The 23,878-nt window shown below is 64.4% G+C and carries 25 protein-coding genes and 1 pseudogene; 10 read left to right on the forward strand and 16 right to left on the reverse strand.

The features are described 5' to 3' along the window. Window positions 1-77: 77 nt before the first annotated feature. From purB to FMM02_RS02520, 3 genes are read left to right on the forward strand one after another with little or no spacing between them, the layout of a single operon-like run. Window positions 78-1,403: an adenylosuccinate lyase gene (gene purB, locus FMM02_RS02510; RefSeq protein WP_147493391.1), complete on the forward strand. Its 1,326-nt coding sequence runs from the start codon at window positions 78-80 to the stop codon at window positions 1,401-1,403. Then, on the forward strand, window positions 1,400-1,936 hold the full coding sequence (locus FMM02_RS02515; protein ID WP_147493392.1) for a biliverdin-producing heme oxygenase: 537 nt from the start codon (window positions 1,400-1,402) through the stop codon (window positions 1,934-1,936). Before purB ends, FMM02_RS02515 begins: the two co-directional genes overlap by 4 nt. Then, a complete protein-coding gene (locus FMM02_RS02520; protein WP_147493393.1) occupies window positions 1,933-4,512 on the forward strand; it encodes an HWE histidine kinase domain-containing protein in 2,580 nt (859 codons plus the stop codon). The genes FMM02_RS02515 and FMM02_RS02520 overlap by 4 nt, the downstream gene beginning before the upstream one ends. On the opposite strand, the gene dnaJ is transcribed toward FMM02_RS02520, so the two are convergent. The 4 genes from dnaJ to fabD all read right to left on the reverse strand — a co-directional run bounded on the left by dnaJ (window position 4,509) and on the right by fabD (window position 9,513). Continuing rightward, on the reverse strand, window positions 4,509-5,630 hold the full coding sequence (gene dnaJ / locus FMM02_RS02525) for a molecular chaperone DnaJ (protein ID WP_425473652.1): 1,122 nt from the start codon (window positions 5,628-5,630) through the stop codon (window positions 4,509-4,511). The genes FMM02_RS02520 and dnaJ overlap by 4 nt on opposite strands. A 64-nt stretch (window positions 5,631-5,694) precedes the next feature. Beyond that, entirely contained in the window at window positions 5,695-7,629 is a 1,935-nt protein-coding gene (gene dnaK, locus FMM02_RS02530) for a molecular chaperone DnaK (protein WP_147493394.1), read from the reverse strand. A gap of 155 nt (window positions 7,630-7,784) precedes the next feature. Next, entirely contained in the window at window positions 7,785-8,525 is a 741-nt protein-coding gene (fabG, locus tag FMM02_RS02535) for a 3-oxoacyl-[acyl-carrier-protein] reductase (protein WP_147493395.1), read from the reverse strand. Between the two features lie 49 nt (window positions 8,526-8,574). After that, window positions 8,575-9,513: an ACP S-malonyltransferase gene (gene fabD / locus FMM02_RS02540; protein WP_147494937.1), complete on the reverse strand. Its 939-nt coding sequence runs from the start codon at window positions 9,511-9,513 to the stop codon at window positions 8,575-8,577. A gap of 78 nt (window positions 9,514-9,591) precedes the next feature. Here fabD and FMM02_RS02545 point away from each other — a divergent pair, with 78 nt between their 5' ends. Beyond that, a complete protein-coding gene (locus FMM02_RS02545; protein ID WP_147493396.1) occupies window positions 9,592-10,950 on the forward strand; it encodes an APC family permease in 1,359 nt (452 codons plus the stop codon). Here FMM02_RS02545 and FMM02_RS02550 read toward each other — a convergent pair. Further along, a complete protein-coding gene (locus tag FMM02_RS02550; RefSeq protein WP_147493397.1) occupies window positions 10,892-12,061 on the reverse strand; it encodes an aromatic ring-hydroxylating oxygenase subunit alpha in 1,170 nt (389 codons plus the stop codon). The genes FMM02_RS02545 and FMM02_RS02550 overlap by 59 nt on opposite strands. A gap of 84 nt (window positions 12,062-12,145) precedes the next feature. Here FMM02_RS02550 and FMM02_RS02555 point away from each other — a divergent pair, with 84 nt between their 5' ends. The 5 genes from FMM02_RS02555 (at window position 12,146) to FMM02_RS02575 (ending at window position 14,982) form a co-directional block, all read left to right on the forward strand. Beyond that, on the forward strand, window positions 12,146-12,976 hold the full coding sequence (locus FMM02_RS02555) for a nickel-binding protein (RefSeq protein WP_187107819.1): 831 nt from the start codon (window positions 12,146-12,148) through the stop codon (window positions 12,974-12,976). A gap of 144 nt (window positions 12,977-13,120) precedes the next feature. Further along, entirely contained in the window at window positions 13,121-13,489 is a 369-nt protein-coding gene (gene rpsF, locus FMM02_RS02560; protein ID WP_147493399.1) for a 30S ribosomal protein S6, read from the forward strand. A 3-nt stretch (window positions 13,490-13,492) separates the two neighbouring features. Continuing rightward, window positions 13,493-13,717 (forward strand): 30S ribosomal protein S18, encoded by a 225-nt coding sequence (gene rpsR, locus FMM02_RS02565; RefSeq protein ID WP_147493400.1) that lies wholly within the window; start codon window positions 13,493-13,495, stop codon window positions 13,715-13,717. Between the two features lie 12 nt (window positions 13,718-13,729). Further along, window positions 13,730-14,353 carry a 50S ribosomal protein L9 gene (gene rplI, locus FMM02_RS02570; protein ID WP_147493401.1) on the forward strand — a complete coding sequence of 208 codons (624 nt, stop codon included), beginning with the start codon at window positions 13,730-13,732 and terminating at the stop codon, window positions 14,351-14,353. A 251-nt stretch (window positions 14,354-14,604) separates the two neighbouring features. Beyond that, window positions 14,605-14,982, forward strand: coding sequence for a hypothetical protein (locus tag FMM02_RS02575; protein ID WP_147493402.1), 378 nt, complete (start codon window positions 14,605-14,607; stop codon window positions 14,980-14,982). A 54-nt stretch (window positions 14,983-15,036) separates the two neighbouring features. On the opposite strand, the gene FMM02_RS02580 is transcribed toward FMM02_RS02575, so the two are convergent. Together FMM02_RS02580 and FMM02_RS02585 are read right to left on the reverse strand one after the other, a co-directional pair. Beyond that, window positions 15,037-15,681, reverse strand: coding sequence for a glutathione S-transferase family protein (locus FMM02_RS02580; protein WP_147493403.1), 645 nt, complete (start codon window positions 15,679-15,681; stop codon window positions 15,037-15,039). Between the two features lie 21 nt (window positions 15,682-15,702). Then, window positions 15,703-16,160: pseudogene (locus tag FMM02_RS02585) on the reverse strand (DUF6456 domain-containing protein). A 131-nt stretch (window positions 16,161-16,291) separates the two neighbouring features. On the opposite strand from FMM02_RS02585, the gene FMM02_RS02590 reads away from it, so the two are divergent. Next, window positions 16,292-16,855, forward strand: coding sequence for a helix-turn-helix domain-containing protein (locus FMM02_RS02590; protein WP_147493404.1), 564 nt, complete (start codon window positions 16,292-16,294; stop codon window positions 16,853-16,855). A 9-nt stretch (window positions 16,856-16,864) separates the two neighbouring features. Here the strand turns inward: FMM02_RS02590 and FMM02_RS02595 are convergent, their stop codons facing one another. The 9 genes from FMM02_RS02595 to FMM02_RS02635 all read right to left on the reverse strand — a co-directional run bounded on the left by FMM02_RS02595 (window position 16,865) and on the right by FMM02_RS02635 (window position 23,876). Beyond that, a complete protein-coding gene (locus tag FMM02_RS02595; protein ID WP_147493405.1) occupies window positions 16,865-17,389 on the reverse strand; it encodes a DUF305 domain-containing protein in 525 nt (174 codons plus the stop codon). A gap of 83 nt (window positions 17,390-17,472) precedes the next feature. Next, on the reverse strand, window positions 17,473-18,357 hold the full coding sequence (locus tag FMM02_RS02600) for a thioredoxin domain-containing protein (RefSeq protein ID WP_147493406.1): 885 nt from the start codon (window positions 18,355-18,357) through the stop codon (window positions 17,473-17,475). 40 nt (window positions 18,358-18,397) lie between these two features. Next, entirely contained in the window at window positions 18,398-19,447 is a 1,050-nt protein-coding gene (gene nadA / locus FMM02_RS02605; protein ID WP_147493407.1) for a quinolinate synthase NadA, read from the reverse strand. Next, window positions 19,422-20,132, reverse strand: coding sequence for a DUF4230 domain-containing protein (locus tag FMM02_RS02610; RefSeq protein WP_147493408.1), 711 nt, complete (start codon window positions 20,130-20,132; stop codon window positions 19,422-19,424). Before FMM02_RS02610 ends, nadA begins: the two co-directional genes overlap by 26 nt. Further along, window positions 20,108-20,965 carry an MBL fold metallo-hydrolase gene (locus FMM02_RS02615; protein WP_147493409.1) on the reverse strand — a complete coding sequence of 286 codons (858 nt, stop codon included), beginning with the start codon at window positions 20,963-20,965 and terminating at the stop codon, window positions 20,108-20,110. Before FMM02_RS02615 ends, FMM02_RS02610 begins: the two co-directional genes overlap by 25 nt. A gap of 75 nt (window positions 20,966-21,040) precedes the next feature. Next, entirely contained in the window at window positions 21,041-22,603 is a 1,563-nt protein-coding gene (locus FMM02_RS02620) for a M56 family metallopeptidase (RefSeq protein ID WP_147493410.1), read from the reverse strand. Further along, window positions 22,600-22,971: a BlaI/MecI/CopY family transcriptional regulator gene (locus FMM02_RS02625; RefSeq protein WP_147493411.1), complete on the reverse strand. Its 372-nt coding sequence runs from the start codon at window positions 22,969-22,971 to the stop codon at window positions 22,600-22,602. Before FMM02_RS02625 ends, FMM02_RS02620 begins: the two co-directional genes overlap by 4 nt. Before the next feature lie 354 nt (window positions 22,972-23,325). After that, window positions 23,326-23,634: a Grx4 family monothiol glutaredoxin gene (gene grxD, locus FMM02_RS02630; RefSeq protein ID WP_147493412.1), complete on the reverse strand. Its 309-nt coding sequence runs from the start codon at window positions 23,632-23,634 to the stop codon at window positions 23,326-23,328. A 2-nt stretch (window positions 23,635-23,636) separates the two neighbouring features. Next, a complete protein-coding gene (locus FMM02_RS02635; RefSeq protein ID WP_147493413.1) occupies window positions 23,637-23,876 on the reverse strand; it encodes a BolA family protein in 240 nt (79 codons plus the stop codon). Window positions 23,877-23,878: the final 2 nt, after the last annotated feature.

The raw sequence follows: 23,878 nt of genomic DNA on the forward strand, positions 1-23,878 counted from the left end.
GCCAATGGTTGCGAAGCGCCGCCAACGCAAGTCGCGCGCATTGCGACTTTGCGCGGCCCCTGCTAGCCGCCGCCGCCATGGTTCCTCGCTATTCCCGCCCCGCCATGACCGCCATATGGTCGTCCGAAAACCGCTACCGCATCTGGTGGCAGATTGAGGTCTTCGCCGCCGAAGCGATGGGCCGGGTCGGGATGATTCCCGAAGATGACGCCGCCACCATCCGCAAGGCCTATGACGAGGACGTGCTCGGCGACATCGACGTCCCCGCGATCGACGCGATCGAGGCGGTCACCAAGCATGACGTGATTGCCTTCCTCACCTGGGCGGGAGAAAAGCTGGGGCCGGAACGGCGCTGGCTCCACCAGGGCATGACCTCGAGCGACGTGCTCGATACCTCGCTGGCCGTGCAACTGAAACAGTCGGCCGACCTGTTGATCGAGGACCTTGACGCGCTCCTTGCGGTGCTGAAGCGCCGGGCGATCGAACATAAGCTGACCCCGACGATCGGCCGAAGCCATGGCATCCATGCCGAGCCGGTCACCTTCGGCCTCAAGCTGGCGCAGGCCTATGCCGAGTTCGACCGTAACCGGGCCCGGCTTAAGGCCGCGCGCGACGACATCGCCACATGCGCGATTTCGGGCGCGGTCGGGACATTCGCCAACGTCGACCCGGCAATCGAGGACCATGTCGCCGCCGAGCTTGGGCTGACCCCCGAACCGACGTCGACGCAGGTCATCCCGCGTGACCGCCACGCCGCCTATTTCGCGGTGCTCGGAGTGATCGCCTCCTCGATCGAGCGGCTTGCCGTCGAGGTTCGCCATTTGCAGCGGACCGAAGTTCTGGAGGCGGAGGAATATTTCTCGCCGGGCCAGAAGGGCAGTTCGGCCATGCCGCACAAGCGCAACCCCGTGCTGACCGAGAACCTCACCGGGCTGGCCCGGGTCGTCCGTTCAGCGGTCGTCCCGGCAATGGAGAATGTGGCCCTGTGGCATGAGCGCGACATCAGCCACTCGTCGGTCGAGCGGTTCATCGGTCCCGATGCCTGCATCACGCTCGACTTCGCGCTGGCCCGCCTGACCAGCGTGATGGACAAGCTGCTGGTCTATCCCGATCGGATGCAGCGCAACATGGACCGGATGGGCGGCCTGATCCATTCGCAGCGCGTGCTCCTTGCGCTCACACAGGCCGGTCTGAGTCGCGAGGACAGCTATGCGCTGGTGCAGCGCAATGCGATGCAGGTGTGGGAAAGTGACGGAAGGCTCCAGCTGCTCGACCTGTTGAAGGCCGATCCCGACGTGACCGCAAGACTGTCCGACAGCCAGCTCGAGGCTTTGTTCGACCTTGGCTATCATCTGAAGCGCATCGCCACGATCTTCGAACGGGTATTCGGGACCGGCGCTTGAGCGCCCATGCCGAGCTGCGCGAAGCGACCCGCGAGGCGCATGATGCAATCGACGCCGCCTTCTCGGCCCTCAACCTGGGCGAGCGGGACGATTATGCCGCTTTCCTGACGGCCCATGCCATGGCCTTTCTGCCGGTCGAACAGGCGCTTGCCGACAGCGGCGCAGACGAACTGTTCCCCGGATGGCTGGGCGCTCGCCGCGCCGACCTGTTGCTTGCCGATCTCGACGCGCTGGGTATCGCGGTGCCGCCGCCGGAGCAGGCCCCGACTTATGCCGACCGGGCCGCGCTGCTTGGCGGCCTATACGTCATCGAGGGATCGCGGCTTGGCGGAAAGCTGCTGCGCCGCGAGGTTGGCGAGGGCCTTTCAGCCGGGTTTCTCAATGCCGAAACGCCCCCCGGCCATTGGCGCGCCTTCCTTGCGATACTCGACCGGCTGATTTATTCCGGTTCTGAACAACGCGGCGCAACCGACGCCGCGATCCACACTTTTCAATTTTTCGGCCGGGCTGCAGGGAGGGTGATCGAACGGTGAACCAGCTCGATCCATCCGATCCTGTCGACCTCACCAACTGCGACCGCGAACCGATCCATCTGCTGGGCGCGATCCAGCCAATCGGGGTGTTGTTCGCACTCTCCTCCGACTGGCTGGTGTCGCGCGTGTCGGCTAATGTGGGCGAGTTTTTCGATACGACGCCCGACAAGCTGATTGGCGAGCCGCTGAGCGCCCTGTTCTGCGACGAGGCGATTCATACGCTGCGCAACCGCCTCGCGCTGATACGTGGTCCGGACACGGTCGAACGGGTGTTCCATTGTCCGATCGTCGACGGCGGCAGCGATTTCGACGTCGCGATCCACATGGCTCACGGCCAGGTCATCATCGAAGTCGAGCCCTCGACCGAACGCAATTATGGCGACGCGACCGGAACCGTGCGCGGGATGATCGGCAGGCTCGACCAGACGCGCGACCTCCCCGCTCTTTTTAATGAAGGTGTCCGCCAGGTTCGCGCGCTGACCGGCTTTGACCGGGTCATGCTGTACCGGTTCGACGAGGGCGGATCGGGCGAGGTGGTCGCGGAAAGCGCCAAGGGCGGGATCGGCAGCTTCCTTGGTCTCCATTATCCGGCGAGCGACATTCCCAGGCAAGCGCGGGAGCTTTACAAGCGCTCGCTACTGCGGGTGATTACCGATATCGATGCCGCGCCGGTGCCGATCGTCCCGCAATTGAACGAGCGCCGCGAACCGATCGACCTGTCGCTGTCGGTGCTCCGGTCGGTTTCGCCGATCCATATCGAATATCTGCGCAACATGGGTGTTCGCGCCTCGATGTCGATTTCGGTCGTAGTCGAAGACCGGCTGTGGGGCCTGATCGCCTGCCATCATTATGCGCCGCGCTGCCCAAGCTTCGAGCGCCGCTCGGTCGCCGAACTATTTTCGCAGATGTTCTCGATGCGCATCGAAAGCCGAGTGCGCAAAGAATTGGTCGAATATGAGCGCCGCGCGCGGGACCTTTCCGCCCAGCTGCTGGGTGCGGTGGCAAGCGACGAGAAGCTGCTGGAGGACCCCGAATGGCTTTCCGGCGTCCTGACCGACGCCATTCCCGCCGACGGCGTCGGGGTCTGGCTTAACGGCAATTATGCCTTTTCGGGGCAGACCCCCGATCCGGCGGGCTTCGCGGCCCTCGTCAAGGCGCTGAACGGGACCGCGGCTGGCAAGATCTATGCGACCGACCGCATTGCCGACCTCCTTGCCGACGCGCAGCGGTTCGCGACGACCGCGGCGGGTATGCTGGCGATTCCGATCAGCCGGGCTCCGCGCGATTATGTCGTGCTTTTCCGGTCCGAACGGATCCGCTCGGTGCGCTGGGGCGGCGATCCACACAAGCCAGTCGACTATGGGCCCAATGGTCCGCGCCTGTCGCCGCGGCAGAGTTTCGAGGAATGGAAGGAGCTGGTCGAGGGCCGGTCGATCCCATTCACCCCCTCTCAGATCCGTGTCGCGGAAACGTTAAGGGCAACCCTCATCGAGGTAGTGCTGAGGCTTTCCGACGAAGCGAATGTAGAACGGCAGGCGGCAAGCGAACGGCAGGAGTTGCTGATCGCCGAGCTCAACCACCGCGTGCGCAACATCCTGTCGCTGATCCGCGGCATGATTCGCCAATCCAAGCCGGCTGCCGGCACCACGATCGAGGATTTCGTTGCCCAGGTCGACGGGCGCATCCACGCGCTCGCCCGCGCCCACAACCAGATCACCGACGACCATTGGGGGCCAGCGCCATTGAACGCGCTGATCGATGCGGAAGTCGCCGCCTTCCTGGTGAACAAGAAGGATCGCGTGCGGACCTCTGGCGATCCGGCCCTGCTCAATCCGCAGGCCTATTCGACGATGGCGATGGTGGTGCATGAACTGGTCACCAACTCCGCCAAATATGGCAGCCTTTCCGACAATGGCAGCGTCGACATCGGCTGGGTCCTCGACGATCAGGGCAACCTGCGCTTCACCTGGCAGGAAAAGGACGGGCCGCAGGTGCGCGAACCCACCCGCAAGGGGTTTGGAACGACCATCATCGAACATAGCGTGCCCTATGACCTGGGCGGCGAGGTCAGGGCGTCATACGATCCGGACGGTTTTCGCGCCGAGTTCCTTATCCCGGCAAGGCATGTGCCCCGGACCCGCAATGTCCGGGACGCCCCGGCGCGCTTTTTCGCGCCCCTGGATCGTCCCACCGAGCAGCACAAGGACATGCTGGTCGGCAAGCGGGTGCTACTGGTCGAGGACAGTCTGATCATCGCGCTCGACGCCGAAGACCTGCTCCGCCGGCTTGGCGCGCGCGAGGTGGTCACCGACGGCACTGTCGGCGGCGCAATCGCCTTGATCGAACAGCAGCGGCCCGACGTCGCGGTCCTCGACATCAACCTTGGCGACCACCACAGCTTTCCGATCGCCAGACGGCTGCAGGAACTGGCAATCCCCTTCATGTTCGCAACCGGCTATGGCGAGCAGGCGCAATTGCCGCCCGAAATCCGCGACCGGATCGTGATCAAGAAACCCTATACGATGGCCGGCATGACCCGGGGGGTTGCCGAATTGCTGAAGGGTGGCGGAGCCTAACCGTCGAAAAAGCTGCGTACCCGCTTGAAGAAGCCCTTGCTGGCGGGACATTCATCGCCGGTCTCAGTGGTCCGAAACTGTTCGAGGATCGCCTTCTGCTCCTTGCTGAGCTTGGTCGGCGTTTCGACCAGGATGCGAGTCATCAGGTCGCCCCGCCCGCGGCCATTGAGGACATTCATGCCCCCGCCGCGATGGCGCAGCGTTTCGCCCGACTGGATTCCGGCGGGAATCTTCAATTCGATCTTCTCGCCGTCGATGCCCGGGATGAGGATCGATCCGCCCAGCGCCGCGGTCGTGAAGCTGATCGGCGCTTCGGCGATGAGCGTGCTTCCGTCGCGTTCGAAGATCGGGTGCCGCTTCAGATGGACGAACAGGTAAAGGTCGCCTGCCGGCGCGCCGCGCATTCCAGCCTCGCCTTCGCCGGCGACGCGGATCCGGGTGCCTTCATCGACCCCGGCGGGAATATTGACGTTGAGCTTGCGTGACTTGAGCGTACGGCCCTCACCCTGGCATTCCGGGCAGGGATCGGCAATCTGTTCGCCCGATCCCATGCAGCCCGGACAGGTCCGTTCGACCACGAAAAAGCCCTGCTGCGCGCGCACCTTGCCGGCGCCCCCGCATGTTCCGCAGGTTCGGGCCGCCGACTGGCCCCTGGAGCCCGATGCGTTGCACGACCCGCAGGCCGCAAGCGTCTGAATCGCTATCGACTGTTCGGTGCCGGCGAAAGCCTCTTCGAGCGTCAGTTCCAGGTCGTAGCGCAGGTCCGAACCCCGCGCCGCGCTGGTCCGCTGCGCACGCGGGTCCATGAACTCGCCGAAGATGGAGGAGAAAATGTCGGAAAAGCCGTCGAACCCCTGGCCGCCGCCAAAGGGGTTGCCGCCCGCCCCGCCATTCTGGAACGCGGCATGGCCGAAACGGTCATAAGCCGCCCGCTTCTGCGGATCCTTGAGGCAGTCATACGCCTCACTGATCGCCTTGAAGCGCGCTTCATGCTCCTTGCAGCCGCCCGCGCGGTCGGGATGGCACTCCATCGCCAGCTTGCGATAGGCAGCCTTGATCACTTTGTCGTCGGCGCCGCGCGATATGCCCAGCAATTCGTAATAATCCGTGGCCATCATACCCCACCCATGACAAGCGGAGCCGGTCGCTCAACCGCTACCGACTCCCTTGTCATCATGGCCCTCAGGCCTTCTTGTCGTCGTCGACTTCCGAGAATTCGGCGTCGACCACCTCCTCGTCGGCCGGGGCCGCTTCGGCGGTGGCGTCGGCCGACTGCGTGTTCGCATCGGCCCCCTCGGCCTGGGTCTTCTCGTAGATCGCCTGGCCCATCTTCATCGCCGCCGCGGCAAGCGCCTCGGTCTTGGACTTGATGACATCGGCGTCGCCGCCCTCGACCGCGGCCTTGAGCTCGGCAACGGCAGCCTCGATTTCGCCTTTCAGGCCCGCTTCGACCTTGTCGCCATGCTCCTTAAGCTGATTTTCGGTCGAATGAATCAGGCTTTCGGCCTGGTTCTTCGTCTCGGCGGCCTCGCGGCGCTTCTTGTCCTCTTCGGCAAACTGCTCGGCGTCCTTGACCATCTGTTCGATGTCGTTGTCGCTAAGTCCGCCGGAGGCCTTGATCTGGATCTGCTGTTCCTTGCCGGTGCCTTTGTCCTTGGCGGTGACATGGACGATGCCGTTGGCATCGATGTCGAACGTCACCTCGATCTGCGGGACGCCGCGCGGCGCGGGCGGAATGCCGACCAGGTCGAACTGCCCGAGCATCTTGTTGTCGGACGCCATTTCACGTTCGCCCTGGAACACCCGGATGGTCACCGCATTCTGGTTGTCGTCGGCGGTCGAGAAGGTCTGGCTCTTCTTGGTCGGGATCGTCGTGTTGCGATCGATCATCCGGGTGAAGACACCGCCAAGCGTCTCGATGCCCAGCGACAGTGGCGTGACGTCGAGCAGGAGCACATCCTTGACATCGCCTTGGAGCACGCCGGCCTGGATCGCGGCGCCCATGGCGACCACTTCGTCCGGGTTGACGCCGGTATGCGGTTCGCGGCCGAAGAATTCCTTCACCACTTCGCGCACCTTGGGCATGCGGGTCATGCCGCCGACCAGCACGACGTCTGCGACGTCCTTGGCCTGGATGCCGGCATCCTTCAGCGCCTTGCGGCAAGGCTCGAGCGTGCGATTGATGAGATCGGCGACCAGCTTCTCGAGGTCCGCCCGGCTAATCGTTTCCACGAGGTGGAGGGGGGTCGTCGCTCCACCTTCCATCCGGGCAGTGATGAACGGCTGGTTGATCTCGGTGGTCTGCGCCGAGCTCAGCTCGATCTTCGCCTTTTCGGCGGCTTCCTTGAGCCGCTGCAGCGCGAGCCGGTCGGTACGGAGGTCGATACCCTCCTTCGCCTTGAACTTGTCGGCGAGGAATTCGACGATCTTGGCGTCAAAGTCTTCGCCGCCGAGGAAGGTGTCGCCATTGGTCGACTTCACCTCGAACACGCCGTCACCGATTTCGAGGATCGAGACGTCGAACGTGCCGCCGCCAAGGTCGTAGACGGCAATCGTCTTTCCCTCTTCCTTGTCGAGACCATAGGCCAGCGCCGCGGCGGTCGGCTCGTTGATGATGCGAAGCACCTCAAGGCCCGCGATCTGGCCGGCGTCCTTGGTCGCCTGGCGCTGCGCATCGTTGAAATAGGCAGGGACGGTGATCACCGCCTGGGTGACGGTTTCGCCAAGATAGGCCTCAGCGGTTTCCTTCATCTTCTGAAGGATGAAGGCTGAAATCTGCGAGGGGGAATAATCCTTGCCGCCGGCCTGGACCCAAGCGTCCCCATTGGCACCCTTGACGATCTTGTAGGGGACCAGTTCGGTGTCCTTCTTGGTGATCGGATCGTCGAAACGGCGACCGATTAGCCGCTTTACCGCGAACACCGTATTGTCGGGATTGGTGACCGCCTGACGCTTCGCCGGCTGGCCGACGAGGCGTTCGCCGTCCTTGGTGAAAGCCACCACCGAGGGGGTGGTGCGCGCGCCTTCGCTATTCTCAATGACCTTCGGCTTTCCGCCTTCCATCACTGCGACGCAGCTGTTGGTCGTGCCGAGGTCGATCCCGATCACTTTCGCCATATTTTCTACCCTCTACTTTGCCCCCGGGCGCCTTTGATCGGTGCGCCCGCGTATTGACCTTGATGCGCGATATAGGTGCGGCAAAATGGCCTGCAAGGGTTTACCCCGCCGGACGATTGACCAAAAATTAGGTGGTAAATCAGGACCTAGCCCGATCAGGGCATGACCATCCCGCCGTTGACGTGAAGCGTCTGGCCGGTGACATAACTAGCTTCGTCGGAGGCGAGATAAACCACCGCCGCGCCGATATCCTCGCCGCTGCCCATCGCTCCGATGGGAATTTTGGCCAGGATCGCTTGGCGCTGCGCATCGTTGAGCGCGTCGGTCATTGCCGACGTCATGAACCCCGGAGCGACGCAATTGACGGTAATGCCGCGGCTTGCGACTTCCTGCGCGAACGCCTTTGACATGCCGATCAGGCCCGCTTTCGACGCGACATAATTGGCCTGGCCGGGATTGCCGGTTATCCCTACAACCGAGGTGATGTTGATGATCCGGCCGGCGCGCGCCTTCATCATCGGCTTCATCGCCGAGCGCATGACCCGGAAGGCGGCTTCGAGATTAACCTTGAGGACCTCGGCGAATTCCTCGTCCTTCATCCGCATCGCCAGATTGTCGCGGGTGATCCCGGCATTGTTGACGATGATGTCGATTCTGCCGCCAAGCGCCTCGAGCGCGCGCGGGACCAACTGGTCCACTTCGGCCTGGTCGGAAAGGTTGCAGACCAGCGTCGCATGATCGCCACCAAGCTCCCCAGCAAAAGCCTCGAGCTTGGCTGCGTTCGAGCCTGACAGCGCAAGCCTTGCGCCCTGCCCCGCAAGCGCCTTGGCGATCGTCGATCCAAGCCCTCCGCTTGCGCCGGTGACAAGCGCGGTTTTGCCAGTCAGATCAAACATTCTCGTCCCCTAATTGCTGATGCTGTAAACGGTTCTTCGGCATCCGCGCTCAGGCCAGGTCCCTGGCGATTGCCTCGACATCCTCGATCGTTACGACGCTGCTGACCTTAGCGTCGGGGGCGATGCGCTTGACCATCGGGCCGAGCACCTTGCCGCCCAATTCGATAAACTCCTCGACCCCGGCGGCAGCCATGTTGGCGATGCTTTCGCGCCAGCGCACCATGCCGGTGACCTGCTCGACCAGCTGTCCGCGGATGACCGCTGGGTCGGCGACGGCCTCCGCGGTGACGTTGGCGAACAGCGGCACCGCCGGCGCCATCAATTCGGTCCGGCCAAGCGCTTCGGCCATGGCGTCCGCGGCTGGCTGCATCAACGGGCAATGGAACGGCGCCGACACCGGCAGCGCGATGGCGCGCTTGGCGCCCATGTCCTTGCCCATGGCAATGGCACGGTCGATCGCGCCCTTGTGTCCCGACAACACGACCTGGCTTGGGTCATTGTCGTTGGCGACCGCGCACACTTCGCCTTCGGCGGCGGCGGCGGCGATCTTCTGCGCCAGTTCGAGGTCCGCGCCGAGCAGCGCGGCCATCGCCCCCTCGCCGACCGGGACCGCCGCCTGCATCGCTTCCCCACGCAGCTTCAGCAAACGGGCGGTGGTGGCGAGGTCGAGCGAGCCCGAGGCGCAAAGCGCGGAATATTCGCCAAGGCTATGCCCGGCCACGAACTGCGCCGCCTTGTCGAGCGACACGCCACCCTCCCGGGTCAGTGCGGTGAATACCGCGAGCGCATGGGCCATGATCGCCGGCTGGGCGTTGGCGGTCAGCTTCAGCTCATCTTCGGGGCCTTCGCTCATCAGCTTGAACAGGCGCTGCGACAGCGCCTCGTCAACTTCGCTGAATACGTCGCGGGCGGCGCGGCTTGCTTCGGCCAGGGCCTTGCCCATGCCGACCGACTGGCTGCCCTGCCCCGGAAACAGAAATGCGCGCATCATTCTCGCCTGTTTTTGCTGTGCGTTGGCGGCCAACTAGGCTTAAGCCCGGACAAAGCCAAGTCGGGGGATGGGGAAGTGGTCAGCGTTACGGACAATGAAATCATCGAACCGTCGGGCGAACGGCTGAAGGCGCCGCCTCCGCCGCCGCCGTCGAAACGGCTGGGCAAGGCGATGAGCATGGCGATGGTAGTAGGAACGATCATCGGCTCCGGAATCTATTTGCTACCGGCGACTACCGCGCCATTCGGACTGAACCTGGTCATCGCCTTCGCGGTGGTGACGATCGGCACGTTGGCGCTCGCCTATACGATGTCCCGCCTGTCGGCCACTCTGCCGGGCGGACCTTACAGCTACGTCGCCGCAAGCTTCGGCGACACCGCGGCATTCATGACCATGTGGAGCTATATGATATCGCTGTGGGCGGCGATCGCGGCGGTCTCCATCGCCGCGGCCGGAGCGCTCGGCCATGTCGTCCTGGCGATCGGTAGCGGTCCTGGCCTGGTCGCCTTCTCCATCGCCGCCATAGCCGTGCTGACCCTGGTCAACTGGAACGGCGCGCGCTCGGCAGGCGTACTCCAGGTCATCGCAACTCTGCTCAAGATCGTCCCGCTGGTGCTGGTCGTCGTGCTCGTGCTGGTCCAGGTCTCGTCAGGATCGCCGGTCGAACCGCTCGCCGATACGCCGCTCAATTTCAAGGCGGTGGTTGCCGCCGGCGCGCTGATGCTGTTCGCCTTCACCGGATTTGAAACCGCGGCGATCGCCGCCAACGTCACCGACAATTCGCAGGACGCGGTTCCCGCCGCCACATTTCGCGGGACCATCTACGTCGCGGTCATTTACCTGCTTGCGACCCTGTCGGTCCTGTGGCTGCTGCCAAGCGCCATCGCCGCCCAGTCGGCGGCGCCGTTCGCCAATGCGATTGCGCCAACGCTAGGGGCGCTGGCTGGCGGGCTGGTAGCCGTCATCGCCGCCGTCAGCGCCATCGGCACAGGCAACGCCTGCGTGCTGTCCGCAGTCGAGACCGGCCGCGCCATCGCCAATGCCGGCGACCTGCCGCCGGCTTTCGCCCGCACCAACGCCAACGGCGTTGCAACGCTGACGCTGCTGGTGTCGGCGGTGCTTAGCGGTCTGCTGGTCCTTGCCAGCGTGTCGGACAGTTTCATCGAAGTGTTCACCTTCGTTGCGCTGGTTTCCGCGGTCGCCGCGCTGTTCCTCTACCTTGTCTGCGCGGCGGCGGCCTGGAAGCTGAAAGTGGCCCCGGCCGTGGTCGCCCTGCTCGGCATTCTCTACTCGCTCGGGATGTTCGTCGGGGCGGGTCTGGAAGCGACCTTATGGGGCTTCGGGCTGATGGTCGCCGGACTGCCGATCCGCTGGCTCAGCCGGCGCTCGACCAGCCGGGCGGCGGCGGGCGGTCGAGCCGTGCTTGGGGAATGAAATCGCGCAGCTTGCGTGAGAAGCTGCGCAGGCAAACCTCGCTCCTGCCAAGTGGCCCCGGGCGATAGGTCGGGCTGGCCATGCCCTGCTGGACCCGGCTGATCAGTTCGGTGTCCTCGGCATTGACGCGCCGGTTGATCCGCCAGTTCAGATAGCGCGCCGCCTTCATCTCGCGGCGTTCGTCGGGCAGGGCGTAGCTGATCTCGCGGATCACGCAGGTGGTGGCGCTGACCGGAAGCCATTGCATAAAGTCGACCTGGTCGGGGTAGATGTCGAAGGCGACGCAGGGAAACAGTTTGTAATAAAGCCATTTGCGTTGGTGGCTGGCGGGAAGGCAGTCAACCTGCGGCAACAGGCGCTGATAGGCGCGCTCGGAAGGGTTGGCGCTTTCCTCGTCGCGCAATTGTCCCTCCATCCGGTCGACCCAGTCGCTCGCCTCGATCGCGTAGCTTTTGCCGAACAGGCGGGTCAGCCCGGGATGGCCGACCGCGATATGGAGATGATCAGAATAATTATCGGCGACCGTTTTCCAGTTGAGGTCGCGCGGACGCAGCGTCACCCGGCCGATCGCCCGCATGTCCTCGAACCGATAGGGCGCCACCTCCGCATCATAAGGTGCCATCATCTGCGCGATCGAGGGCAGCCCCTGTTCCAGCCGGATGAAGATGAAGCCGCGCCAGCGCTCAACGGCGACGGGGACAAGGCCAAGCTTGTCCGCGTCCAGTCCCCGATATTCGTGCCGGTGCATGACCCCGACTAGGCGGCCTTCGCGCGAATAGCTCCAGGCGTGATAGGGGCAGGTCAACACCTTGGCGCAGCCGCCTTCCCCGTCGACGAGCCGCGAGCCGCGGTGGCGGCAAACATTGGTGAAGGCGCGCACCATGCCGTCATCTCCGCGAATGACGATGACGCTTTCGCCTATCAGTTCGATGGTGCGCCATTCGCCAGGCTCGGCGATTTCGCTTTCATGGCAGACCACTTGCGGCGCCGCGCGCAGGAACGCCGCCTTCTCCGCCGCGAAAAATTCCGGATCATGATATAGCCAGCCCGGCAAGCTGACATCGTCGAGCGGATCTTGCGCGGGAGCGACGGGGTGCAGGTGCGTGGCCATGGCCCTGGCATGCCACCGCAAGGGCCTCGCGGCAATTGGCGAGAAGGCCGAATCCCTGTATGGGTGCACGGCGCGGGAGGGCCTATGCCGCTGTACCTCGATATCCATCAGTGCGACGGTGCCACCGCCGAGGACATTGCCACGGCCCATCTCGCCGACCTCAAGGTCCAGGACCAGTATGCAGTGAACTACCGCAAATATTGGTTCAACCAACAGTGCGGGAAGCTGTTCTGCCTGGTTGAGGCCCCGTCAGCCGAGGCTGCGCACTGCGTCCACCAGCAAGCCCATGGTCTGGTCGCCGAGAAAATGATCGAGGTCGATCCCGACCTGCTCGATGGCTTCCTCGGCAGCGACGCTCCCAACGGGGCTGGCGCAGCGCTGATGCCGGACCAGCCGGCCCGACTCGATCCCGGCGTCAGGACGGTGATGTTCACCGATATCGTCGGGTCGACCGAGATTACCTCGCTTCATGGCGACGACGCTGGGATGGAACTACTCTCCACCCACGACCGCGTCGTCCGCGAGGCGCTTGAGGCGCATCGCGGCGGGGAAATCAAGCACACCGGCGATGGAATCATGGCGGTCTTTGTCTCCGCGGTCTGCGCAGTCCGTAGCGCGTGCCAGATCCAGGCCGAACTGGGCCGGCACAATGCGACAGGCCCGGCTTTTCCGGTGACGGTCCGGGTCGGAATCGCGTCGGGTGAGCCGATCGACCAGGCCGACGATCTTTTCGGGCAGACTGTGCAGCTCGCCGCGCGCCTCTGTTCCCGTGCGGAACCGGGTCAGATCCTCGTGTCGAACGTGGTCGCCGACTTGTGCATCGGCAAGAATCTCCGGTTTTCCGACGCCGGCGAGTTTGAGCTGAAAGGTATCAGGGGGCGGGTGCCGACCCGGGCGGTCGAAATCGCCTGCTGACTTGCCATTTGGCGCCAATGGTGTAGACGGCCGGCGCTGGCGACGGGCCTCGGTCTGCCGCCGCTTATTGCTTTGAACGACAGCCGGAGGGGCGTTTCGCATGGGGCGGGCGTCAGCGATCGGCCAAACATAGGTGCATGAAACATGCCGCTTTACGAGCATGTTTTCCTCGCGCGCCAGGACCTGGCCCAGGCCCAGGTCGACGCGCTCGCGGAAAACGCCACCCAGATTATCGCCGACAATGGCGGCAAGGTGGTCAAGACCGAAACATGGGGCCTTCGCGGCCTCGCCTACCGCATCGCCAAGAACCGCAAGGCGCACTATGTCATGCTTGACATTGAAGCGCCGGCGCCGGCGCTGGCCGAACTGGAACGCCAGACCGGCATCAATGAAGACATCATCCGCTTCATGACCATCCGTGTCGACGCGCACGAAAAGGGTCCGTCGGCCATGATGCGCAAGCAAGAGCGTGATCGCAACCGCGGCCCGCGCCGCGAAGAGCAGGAGTCCTAAGCGATGGCTCGTCCGTTTTTCCGCCGCCGCAAGTCCTGCCCCTTTTCGGGCAAGGAAGCTCCGCGCATCGATTATAAGGATGTCCGCTTGCTCCAGGGCTTTGTGTCCGAACGTGGCAAGATCGTCCCCAGCCGCATCACCGCGGTGTCGACCAAGAAGCAGCGTGAATTGGCCAAGGCGATCAAGCGCGCCCGCCACATCGGCCTGCTTCCCTATGTCGTGAAGTAAGGAGAGCTAGAGATGGAAGTCATCCTGCTCGAACGCGTCGAAAAACTCGGCCAGATCGGCGACGTCGTTACCGTCAAGAACGGTTTCGCGCGCAACTATCTTCTGCCGAACAAGAAGGCGCTACGCGCCAACGAGGCAAACAAGAAGGTCTTCGAAGCCAATCGCGCGAAGATCGAGGAAGAGAATGCGTCGAAGCGCACCGAAGCCGAACAGGCTTCGAAGGGCATCGACGGCAAGACGGTTCAGCTGATCCGCCAGGCGTCGAACACCGGCCAGCTCTACGGTTCGGTCTCGGCCCGCGACATCGTCGAGGCGCTGGACGGCGAAGGCGCCAAGGTCGCCAAGAGCCAGGTCGTGCTGAAGGCGCCGATCAAGGCGATCGGCATGCATGAGGTGAAGATCGCCCTGCATCCGGAAGTCAGCGTCACCGTCAAGGTCAACGTCGCGCGCTCGCCGGAAGAGGCTGAGCTTCAGGCGCAAGGTATCGATGTCATGGCATCGATGTTCGAGCGCGAGGAAGCGGGCTTTACCGAGGATTTCGACCCGAACGCCGAGCCGGGCACGGTCCCGGACGAGGCCGCCGAAGCTTCGGAAGAAGCCGCCGCGACCAGCGAGGGCGAGGAAGAGCAGGCCTAAGCCGCACTTTCCAAGCTGATGAGAAGGCCGCCGGGGACCCGTTCCCGGCGGCCTTTTCATTATCCGCAAACGGCTCACCGCATCGACTGCCCTGGGGCATCTGACGGGAACCGCAGATTTGCGCGAAAAGGTGCGTCCGCTCCCCGACACGCCGATCTGTTGGTCGCAACCGACCCGAAACGATCGGAACGGCCGCGCCGCAGGGAGGTTTGAGAAGAGGAGGGCGGGGACGTTCCAGGAGGATCTACATAATGGAAAATCGCGACAAGCCCGACACCAACACCAGCAAAGAGTCGGACATCAGCAAGTCCCAGGCACAGCAGCAGCCATCCAGCACCGCGGGCCAGCAAAGCCCCGGCGGTAGCCAGTTCGAAACCCGCACTCAGGATCCCTCGCAGCAGCAGCAGCAGGGCGGCGCCTCGACCGGCCAGGCCGCGGGCGGATTCCAGCAGAACGACACGCTGACCGGTCAGCGCAGCGACGTCGAAGGCAGCTCGCTCGGCTCCGAAAACCAGGGCGAGGGATCGAGCTTCGTCGGTTCGAAGAGCGATTCCGATGCAAGCAGCGAACTGGTCGACAAGGACCAGCAGTTCCGCAAGGACGGCCAGGGCGCGCCTGACCGCGAATAAAGCCTGACTCCCTGGGCTTGGGCCGCGCTGCCAACCGGTGACGCGGCCCTTTGCTTAGGCGGTGCGCTCAAGGAAGGCGGCCTCGCGCGCAACGAAGGAGACGAAGCTCGGCCGGGCAAGGATCGCCTTGGTATAGGCGCCGGTTTTCGGATAGCGCGCCGTGTCGATCGTCACACCGCTATGGTCGAAGTTCGCGAACGGGCTGGCCACCGCCAGGTCGGCCAGCGTCAGCCGTCCGCCGACCAGGAAATTGTCATCGGGCACCACCCCTTCCAGATAATCGAGGATTGGCGGCAATTCTTCGCGTTCGGCCTTGTCGGCAACGACAAGGTCGCCTTCGCGGCCGAGGAATCGCGGCGCGACGACCCGGTTGAAGAACATCTTGGCGCCGCAGGCGAACAGAATGGTGTCGGCAAACTCCTCGAACCAGATCACGCGGCCGCGTTCGCGCGGGTCGGCGGGAATGAGCGCGGGCTCGGGATGCTTGGCCTCGAGATAATGGATGATCGCGCTCGAGTCCGACAGGCAATAGTCGCCGTCGACCAGTGCCGGCATTTTGCGAAAGGGGCTGGCCGCGATGAATTCCGGGGTCGTGTCGCCGATCCCGGTCGGCCTGATGTCCAGCGCGATCCCCTTTTCCGCTGCATAGGCCGCGACCTTGCGGACAAAGGGCGACATGGTCGAACCATAAAGGATCATCGCGTTCCAACTCCAAGGCAATCAGCGGATCCGGTAATAGTCGGCGACCCGGTCGAGCGCCAGACAAAGCACCAGCTTGCCGGCTCGCGCAGGCCAGCCCAATGTGCGCTTTCCGCCTCCCGCATCCCCTCGCCTGCGCAAACCACCCGCCACAAGATGTCGGACAGGCCCGAGCCCGCCGCAACCGCGTCCTCGAACCTGCGCTTGGCATCCAGTGGCGTACCGTCGACGTCGAGACCTGGGTTTGCCCCGCCCCGGCTGCGCGCGATCGGCGCGGCGTCCCAACTTGTCGTCACCCCCTGTCCCAGCTGTGCCCGTTCAGTCGGCGCGGAGCCGTTCCCCAGCGTCGAACTGGCGATTGCTGAGATGGAGCGCGAACAGCCAGCAAGCGGGCTTTCGGCCAAGTTGACAGTCATCGAGCGCGCCGCCCGGCGCTCGCCCGGCGCCCTTCCGCGGTCGAGGGGCCATTCAACCAGCATCCTTCCGCGCGACGATACGATCGATGCCAAGCTAATAACTCCCATCCTTGTCCAAATGATTTCCCAGTCTTGCCGTATCGGCGAATCTGTAGGACATAGGTAAAACCATATTGGTTAGAGAAAGGTGGCGCATGATTACCCGAATTCGCGAAGTGCGCCGCGCGCGCGGAATGACGCTCGACGATGTCGCGCGCGCCTGCGACCCGCCGACGACCCCGCAGACGATCGGCCGGCTTGAAACCGGAACGCGCACCGTGTCGGTCAGCTGGCTGAACCGGATCGCCGAGGCTCTTGGCGTAGAGGCTGCCGACTTGGTCGATCATCCCGACCGGGCAGAGCTTCCGGTAGTGGCCATCTTGTCGGCAAGCGGCGCAACCGCGCCCAAGCGGCAGGCCCTGGTTGTCCCGCCCAAAGCCGCAGGCGGACAGGTGGCGATGACGGTGGCTGCGAGCACCGGCGATTACCGCGCCGGCGACGAGGTATGGCTCGATCGCCTCGACCCCGAACATTATGGCCAGGCGATCAACCGCGACCTGCTGGTACCCCGCCCCGCCGGCCGCTTCCTGTTCGGCCGGCTGATTGGGCGCGAGGATGGCAAGCTGCACCTGCTGCCGTTCGGCACCGGCGGGCGCCAGCAGGTCGTCGCCGACCCGCCTTGGGCTGCGGTCGCGGTACGGCTGGTCAGGGCGCTCTAGCCCCCAAAGCTATTGTCCAAGCCTTGCCTCCGGACGGGCGCGAAGCCCGGCAGATCCGCGCTCGCCATTGGCGTCGATATCGGCAAGAAGCTTTTTCATCTCGGCGATTTCGCGAACCTGGGCTTCGATGATCTCATCGGCCAGCCGTCGCACCCGGGGATCGCTGATGCTCGCCTTGCGGGCATTGTTGATGGCGATCGAATGATGGGGGATCATCGAGCGCATGAAGGCGGTGTCGTCGACCAGTAGCTGGCCGCGATTGACCGCCAGCAGGGCGAAGGCCCCGGCGATTCCGCCGGCCATGACGGCGATCTTGATCGCCCGGCCCTCATACATCGACCACATGAAGCCGAGCATGATCGCGGCCATGACACAGCCCATCAGCAACGAGGCGACCAGCCGGTTGATGCTGAAGGTGACATGGTCGGCGCTGTAAACCAATTGGTACATCAGCAGGAACATGAAGAGGACGGACGTGGCGATCATTGCCGCGAACCGGCCCCAGCCCATGGAATTTCGGGTATCGTCGCGCATTGGAAATTTCCTCGGCTGTAGTGGGGTCGAATAGCCAACGAGGCAGGCGATGTGCAGTTTCATCGCCCCGGTCGGTTCCGCGCCTAAGAGTTGCGCCGCCTCAGCAACAGGAATGCCCCGGCGATCGCCGCCAGCAGAGCGGTGATCGCCCCGGCGGCTCCGGCGAAATCGCGATTGGCGTGGCCTTGCTGTGGCCTCCTCGGCTCGGCCCGCTCGAACGGCGCTGGCCCGGCGCTCGCCGTGGCGGCGACGTTTGCTTCATCCTCGACGATCGGCTTCGCTTCCTCGTCGCCGGACGGTTCGTCAGCCTCCCTCGGCGCGTCTCCGCTGTCTGCCGCAGCGGGCCCGGATCCCCTGGCGCGCGCTCGGGCATCGGCAATCTCGGCCTTGAGCCCCTTATAGTCGAGCGCTCCATCGGCCAGCGTCTCGCCAATCAGGAAGGCGGGTGTGCCGACGATGCCCGCCCAGTCAGCGAGCGCAGCATTGTGCGCCAGCAACGCATCGATTTCCCGTGACCGGTTCGCAAGGTCGCGCTGAAGCCGGGCCCAGTCGACCCCCGCCTTGGCGGCCGCTTCCCGGATCGTGTCGTCGCTCAGCCGGCCGGGCGAGGTCATCAGCGCGTGATGAAAGGCGCGATGCCGGCCTTGCCATTGGGAAGCGATCGCCAGCCGGGCGGCATCGCGCGACTTGGGGCCTATGTTGGGAATGTCGCGATAGATCCAGCGAACCCCCCGCTCTTCGCGCTTGGCCCGTTCGACATCCGGCGTGTAGCGGCGGCACTGCGGACATTGATAGTCCATGAAATAGACGATCGTGACCTCGGCAGTGGCCGGGCCGTCGACCGGGGCGATGCCGGGCTTGTAAAAGTCGGCCTTGTCGATTTCGGCGGGCCCGACGGACGCATCGCTCTCGCTCACCTGAGTAGTGGCTGCAAGCGGGCTGAGCGCAAGTACTGCAAGTAGCAGCATCGAAGCCGCGCCGGCGGCAGGAACGCGACAGGCCAAGGGCTTAGTCTCCTGAAATTCGCGGCTTGCCGACGTCGCCCTGCCCGACCGTACGGCCGGCCATTTCCAGCATCCGTTCCAGCGGCACCCGGGCCTTGGCCATGGTTTCGTCGTCAAGCTCGATCCGCGGTGTCAGGTCGCGCAGCGCGACGTAGAGTTTTTCCAGCGTGTTGAGCGCCATGTAAGGGCACATGTTGCAGTTGCAGTTGCCGTCCCCGCCGGGGACGCCAATGAAGGTCTTGTCTGGCGCCGCCTTTTCCATCTGGTGGATGATGTGCGGCTCGGTCGCGACGAGGATCGTCTGGCTGGGCGAATGGATCGCGAAATCCAGGATCGACCGGGTGCTTCCGACATGGTCCGAATGATCGATGATGTGAGGCGGGCATTCGGGATGCGCCGCGACCGGTGCGCCCGGATGCTCCGCCTTCAGCTTCAAAAGTTCGGTTTCGCTAAATGCCTGGTGGACGATGCAGACGCCCGGCCACAGCAGCATGTCCCGCCCGGTCTTGCGCGCCAGGTAACCGCCAAGGTGCCGGTCGGGACCGAAGATGATCTTTTGGTCCCTGGGAATCTGCTTCAGGATTACGTCCGCGCTCGATGAAGTGACGATGATATCCGAAAGCGCCTTCACCGCCGCCGAGCAATTGATGTAGGTCAGCGCGATATGGTCCGGGTGGGCGGCACGGAACGCTGCGAACTGGTCGGGCGGACAGCTGTCCTCGAGGCTGCATCCGGCGTCCATGTCGGGCAGGATGACGGTCTTTTCCGGCGACAGGATCTTGGCGGTCTCGGCCATGAATCGGACCCCGCAAAAGGCGATCACCTCGGCATCCGTCGCCGCCGCCTTGCGCGACAGATCGAGGCTGTCGCCGACGAAGTCGGCAAGGTCTTGGATTTCGGGCTTCTGGTAATAATGCGCAAGGATGACCGCGTTGCGCTCCTTCTTGAGGCGCGCGATTTCAGCGAGCAGGTCGAGGCCATTCAGGTTCTGGGTCGTGGCGGTCAATTCATGTCCCCTGGCGTCAGCGTTATTGCCGCGCCTCGTCCAGCACATCGTTATAGCTGCGGCTATGGTCAAGGGGTTCGGTCACCGGCGAGCCCTCGGTGGGATAGCGGGCGACGACCCGGGCATTGTCGAACCCGGCAGCTTGGAGTGGCAGGACGAAGCTGCGTTCGACCGCCTGGCGCCCGGCTTCGCGGGCAAGGCGCATCGGCACCGCCGACCCGGCCTGTTTGCGAAGGTCGGCCACCGCCCGGTTCCGGTTGTTGCGATCGAGCGCCTGGTCGGTGTTCGTCACCGCGCTCAACACCCCGCCCTCACCATATTCGCGCGCCGCGGCAAGGTCGACTTCGGGTCCGGCTATTTCGATTTCGGGGAGGGTGACGGTCAGCGTGTTGGTCGCCGAATCCCAGCGGACGTCGTCGGCATCAAGCTTGGCCAGGTCGAGTTCGTAGCGGACGTCGCCGGGCAGGACGAGCGTGCGCTCGCTGCTGACCAGCCCACCCAACCGTTCTTGCCGGCTGCTGACCACCGAGACGTAGCGGGCGACGAAGGGCACCAGCCGGTTCTGCGCGCGCATCGATTGCAGCGCGGAGGTGGCGACGGTCTCCGGATCGGGGCCGCCGAACAGGCGCTTGCCAATATCGAGCGCGCCGCCGACCAGCAGCCCCAGGATCAGGGCGACGGTGATTGCGGCAATGACAAGCGGCCTGGTCAGGCGGATCGGCTTCGACTCCATATCTCTCCCTCGCTCATTTCAACGAGCCCGCGGCGCTGAAGGTCCAGCAAATGGGCATGGACAGACCCGCCGGCGGCAGGAATCAGGCGCGGGTCCAGCCCCGGATAGGCATCGGCGACAATCGCCGGAATGTCGCGCGGGCGTGCGCCGACCAGCTTCAGAATCTGGCGCTCGCGCTGCATGCGGTGCCCCATCATGCCGCGCACAAGCTGCGCCGGCTTGGTCACCGCCGGCCCGTGCGCCGGATAATAGACGCGGTCCTGCCGCTGCCGAAGCAGCTCGAGGCTCGCCATATAGGCCGCCATGTCACCGTCAGGCGGAACCACCACCGTGGTCGACCAGCCCATGACATGGTCGCCGGTGAACAGCGCGCCGCCATAGGCGAAGCACAGGTGATTGCTGGTGTGGCCCGGGGTCGCCACCGCCGCGAGCTGCCCGCCGTCAATTGCGATCACTTCTCCGTCAGCCAGCACGCGGTCCGGGACATAGTCCCGGTCGAAGCTGGCATCGGCACGCGGGCCAATACTGTCGAGCGCGAGCGGCGCGCAGCCGATGATCGGCGCGCCCGTCGCCGCCTTCAATGCGCGGCTGGCGGGGGAATGGTCGCGATGGGTATGGGTGCAGCAGATGGCGATGATCGGCCGGCCGGCGGCAGCCGCGATAATCGCATCGACATGTTCGGGAAGGTCGGGACCGGGATCGATGACCAGCAGCTCATCTTCGCCGACGAGGTAGGTTTGAGTGCCGAAATAGGTGAAAGCCGACGGATTGCGCGCGAGCAAGCGCGCGATTCCGGGTTCAAGCGTCTCGGCGAGGGAATATGGGGCGTCCACGGCAGCCTCCCTGCCACGGACGCCCCGGCTGCGCAAAGCGCCATTGGGTAACGCCTTGCACCGCTTCGAGCCGAATTATCGGTTGTCAGATTTTTCTAGCCGGTCGAGCTCTGCCTTGGCAGCGGCCATCGACTTCTCGGCGGCGGCGATGCTTGCTGCGATTGCGCGCTCGTCGACCTTGCTCATCGCCTTGCGAATGTTGCGGTCGATTTCCATCGTATCGACCGCGGCAAGCGAGGCGCGAATGGTCGCCTTGAGCTGTTCGGGGTCGAGCCCGGCGCGGCGGAGTTCGGCGGCTTCGGAGTCGATTTCGCGGATGGCGTCGGCGATCTCGGCCTTGGCCCGCGCCATCTCACGACGATGGCCGGCATGGTCGGACTTCATCTCGGCCATGGCCTCGCGCATTTCGCGGCGGATTTCGGCGCGATCGACGCGGGTGCGAGCGAGTTCTTCGCGCGCCTGCTCGATCGAGCGGCGAACTTCCGCTTTCTGTTCGGGGGTGAGATCGTCCCAATTCTTGCGCTGACCGTCGATCATCAGGACCCGCCGCCCATTGCCCGCAGCGGGGGCGACCGGCGGTTGCGGTGCGTTGGGCGCGATCGCTGCGGCCGGTGCCGCGATCGCGGCGGCCGGTGCGGCGGGCGCGGGCGCCCGACGCGGCGCGAGCGGCGCCGTGGCAGCCTGGGCCGGCGCCGCCGGAGCTACCGGCACGTCGACATAGTCGATGGCGCGGGTCGCGGTGAGCGGCAGGGACACGGCGAGGGCGACGAGGATCATCGCGCGGCCGCTCGTGCGGCGACCGTTGGTAGGGTTGCTTAACATGGATTTCAGCCTCTTGTGCAGGGTGTTGCGTCGATCGAGCGCCGATGCGAACAGCAGCGCCCGTCCCGAAGCGGCCTTAGCGATCGCGCGACCGTAATCGGCGCGTTCACCGGCATTGACCTTGTCCAGCACCCGGGCATCGCACGCTGCTTCCTGGTCGAAGCGAAAAGCGGCGTGAGCGACCCAGGCGAGCGGGTTGAACCACTGGAGGCAGAGGAGGACAAAGGCAAAAAGATTGGCAATGAGGTCGCCCGACCGGTGGTGGGAAAGCTCATGCTCAAGCGCCAGGCGGCGCTCATGCGGCTGGTAAAGCCTGTCGAAGTCGGCCGGAACGGCGATCACCCGATCGACAATGCCGAAGGCCATTGGCCCGACGACCTCGGCCGATCTGACGATGCGGATTTGCCCGACCCGGCCAATCGCGTTCGAACTGGCGAGGATCGCCGCCCGTTCGCGGTGAAAGGCCCGCATACGATTGGCGAACAGGGCGGCGGCGCCCCCCAGCCAGACGGCAATCAGGATCAACGGCCAACCGCCAAGCTGGTCAATCAGGCCGGGCTCCACCGGGGTCACCCGGCTCATCAACATCGGCTCGACAGAAGCCTGAACGCTCAGCAGGCGCGGCGATACGTCGAACATCACCGGGCGTTCAACGGTCTCGCGGATGGTCGGCATCAGCAGGCGCGCGGCCGGCAGCAGCCAAAGGCCATAGGCGACGCGCGACCCGAAGTGGCGGCGGACCGGCTCGCGGATCAACAGCACCAGCAGCATCAGCGCTGACGTGGCGAGCAGCGTATCGAGCAGCCATTGCGTCACGATTTCAGTTCCTTGAGCAGAGCCTCGATGGCGGCAATGTCTTCCTCGCCGAGCGCATCGCCCTCCGCTAGGTGGGCGACCAGCGGTGACAGACGGCCACCGAACAATTTTTCGACAAACCGCCGGGATTCCGTCCCGACATAGGCATCGCGGCGGATCGCCGGGGAATAGAGGAAACGCCGCCCGTCCTCGCGGTGGCCAAGGGCACCCTTGGCGGCAAGGCGCGAGAGCATCGTCTTGACGGTCGCAAGCGACCAGCCGCGTTCGGCATCGATCCGCTCGGCAATATCGGCGGCGGTCAGCGGCTGGCTCGCCGCCCACAGCACCTCCATCACGTCAAGCTCGGCATCGCTGATGCGAATATCCATCGATTCGCCCCTTTCGATTACAGTTGTAAGCGTCACGACTACAGTTGTAAACACGAAACTTCGGGGATCCTCTACGAGAGGAGTAATGTCGGGATTTTTTACGAACGGCGAACATCGGACCGGACCACAGCTTATTTTTTCAGCGGAATACTGCCATTTGTTTCAATTGGCACGGCGGTTGCAAAGTTATTGCTGTCCACTTGGTTCCACGCCAACACAAAGGGGACGGCAAGAGCGGTTTTCTGGTCCCGCCTCGCCGTCCCCTTTTCGTTTGGAGCCGATCATCGATGTTTCGGGGGCCGCCCGCGCCCTTCCCTCTCGCAGGAGGAGGCCGCGGGCTGCAGCCCGGCCAGCTCAGCCTTTTACGAGCTGCTGAAGCTCCCCGCTCTCGAACATTTCCATCATGATGTCGCTGCCGCCGACAAATTCGCCCTTCACATAGAGCTGAGGAATGGTCGGCCAATCCGAATAATCCTTGATCCCGGTCCGGATGTCCTGGTCTTGGAGCACGTCGACCGTCTCAAAAGGCACGCCCAGGTGGTCGAGGATCGCCACCGCCCGGCTTGAAAAGCCGCATTGGGGAAACAGCGTGCTGCCCTTCATAAACAGCAGCACCTCGTTCGATTTCACAAGGGCGTCGATCCGCTCCTTAACGTCACTCATCGTCATTCTCCGTCAGGCGCAGCAGTCTCAAGCTGCAGCGCGTGTAATTCGCCGCCCATCCGTCCGCCGAGCGCCTTGTAGACCAGCTGGTGCTGGCGAACGCGGCTCATGCCAGCGAAGACCGTGGAAACGACCTTGGCCGCATAATGATCGCCGTCACCCGCCAAGTCACGGATCTCGATCCGCGCATCGGGCAGTGCTTCGCGGATTAGCGCTTCAATCTCATCGGCGGCCATTGGCATGG

Source organism: Sphingomonas xanthus (genome assembly GCF_007998985.1).
In the GTDB taxonomy this organism is placed as follows: Bacteria; Pseudomonadota; Alphaproteobacteria; order Sphingomonadales; family Sphingomonadaceae; genus Sphingomicrobium; species Sphingomicrobium xanthum.

What these genes read in the sequence shown, in the direction of transcription:
- rpsF (WP_147493399.1), top strand. Translation starts at nt 13,121, where the DNA reads ATGCCGCTTTACGAGCATGTTTTCCTCGCGCGCCAGGACCTGGCCCAG.
- FMM02_RS02575 (WP_147493402.1), top strand. Translation starts at nt 14,605, where the DNA reads ATGGAAAATCGCGACAAGCCCGACACCAACACCAGCAAAGAGTCGGAC.
- dnaK (WP_147493394.1), bottom strand. Translation starts at nt 7,629, where the DNA reads ATGGCGAAAGTGATCGGGATCGACCTCGGCACGACCAACAGCTGCGTC.
- fabG (WP_147493395.1), bottom strand. Translation starts at nt 8,525, where the DNA reads ATGTTTGATCTGACTGGCAAAACCGCGCTTGTCACCGGCGCAAGCGGA.
- rplI (WP_147493401.1), top strand. Translation starts at nt 13,730, where the DNA reads ATGGAAGTCATCCTGCTCGAACGCGTCGAAAAACTCGGCCAGATCGGC.
- FMM02_RS02635 (WP_147493413.1), bottom strand. Translation starts at nt 23,876, where the DNA reads ATGCCAATGGCCGCCGATGAGATTGAAGCGCTAATCCGCGAAGCACTG.
- grxD (WP_147493412.1), bottom strand. Translation starts at nt 23,634, where the DNA reads ATGAGTGACGTTAAGGAGCGGATCGACGCCCTTGTGAAATCGAACGAG.
- dnaJ (WP_425473652.1), bottom strand. Translation starts at nt 5,630, where the DNA reads ATGATGGCCACGGATTATTACGAATTGCTGGGCATATCGCGCGGCGCC.
- FMM02_RS02580 (WP_147493403.1), bottom strand. Translation starts at nt 15,681, where the DNA reads ATGATCCTTTATGGTTCGACCATGTCGCCCTTTGTCCGCAAGGTCGCG.
- FMM02_RS02590 (WP_147493404.1), top strand. Translation starts at nt 16,292, where the DNA reads ATGATTACCCGAATTCGCGAAGTGCGCCGCGCGCGCGGAATGACGCTC.
- fabD (WP_147494937.1), bottom strand. Translation starts at nt 9,513, where the DNA reads ATGCGCGCATTTCTGTTTCCGGGGCAGGGCAGCCAGTCGGTCGGCATG.
- nadA (WP_147493407.1), bottom strand. Translation starts at nt 19,447, where the DNA reads ATGTGCTGGACGAGGCGCGGCAATAACGCTGACGCCAGGGGACATGAA.
- rpsR (WP_147493400.1), top strand. Translation starts at nt 13,493, where the DNA reads ATGGCTCGTCCGTTTTTCCGCCGCCGCAAGTCCTGCCCCTTTTCGGGC.
- FMM02_RS02555 (WP_187107819.1), top strand. Translation starts at nt 12,146, where the DNA reads ATGCCGCTGTACCTCGATATCCATCAGTGCGACGGTGCCACCGCCGAG.
- FMM02_RS02610 (WP_147493408.1), bottom strand. Translation starts at nt 20,132, where the DNA reads ATGGAGTCGAAGCCGATCCGCCTGACCAGGCCGCTTGTCATTGCCGCA.
- FMM02_RS02625 (WP_147493411.1), bottom strand. Translation starts at nt 22,971, where the DNA reads ATGGATATTCGCATCAGCGATGCCGAGCTTGACGTGATGGAGGTGCTG.
- FMM02_RS02550 (WP_147493397.1), bottom strand. Translation starts at nt 12,061, where the DNA reads ATGGCCACGCACCTGCACCCCGTCGCTCCCGCGCAAGATCCGCTCGAC.
- FMM02_RS02595 (WP_147493405.1), bottom strand. Translation starts at nt 17,389, where the DNA reads ATGCGCGACGATACCCGAAATTCCATGGGCTGGGGCCGGTTCGCGGCA.
- purB (WP_147493391.1), top strand. Translation starts at nt 78, where the DNA reads ATGGTTCCTCGCTATTCCCGCCCCGCCATGACCGCCATATGGTCGTCC.
- FMM02_RS02600 (WP_147493406.1), bottom strand. Translation starts at nt 18,357, where the DNA reads ATGCTGCTACTTGCAGTACTTGCGCTCAGCCCGCTTGCAGCCACTACT.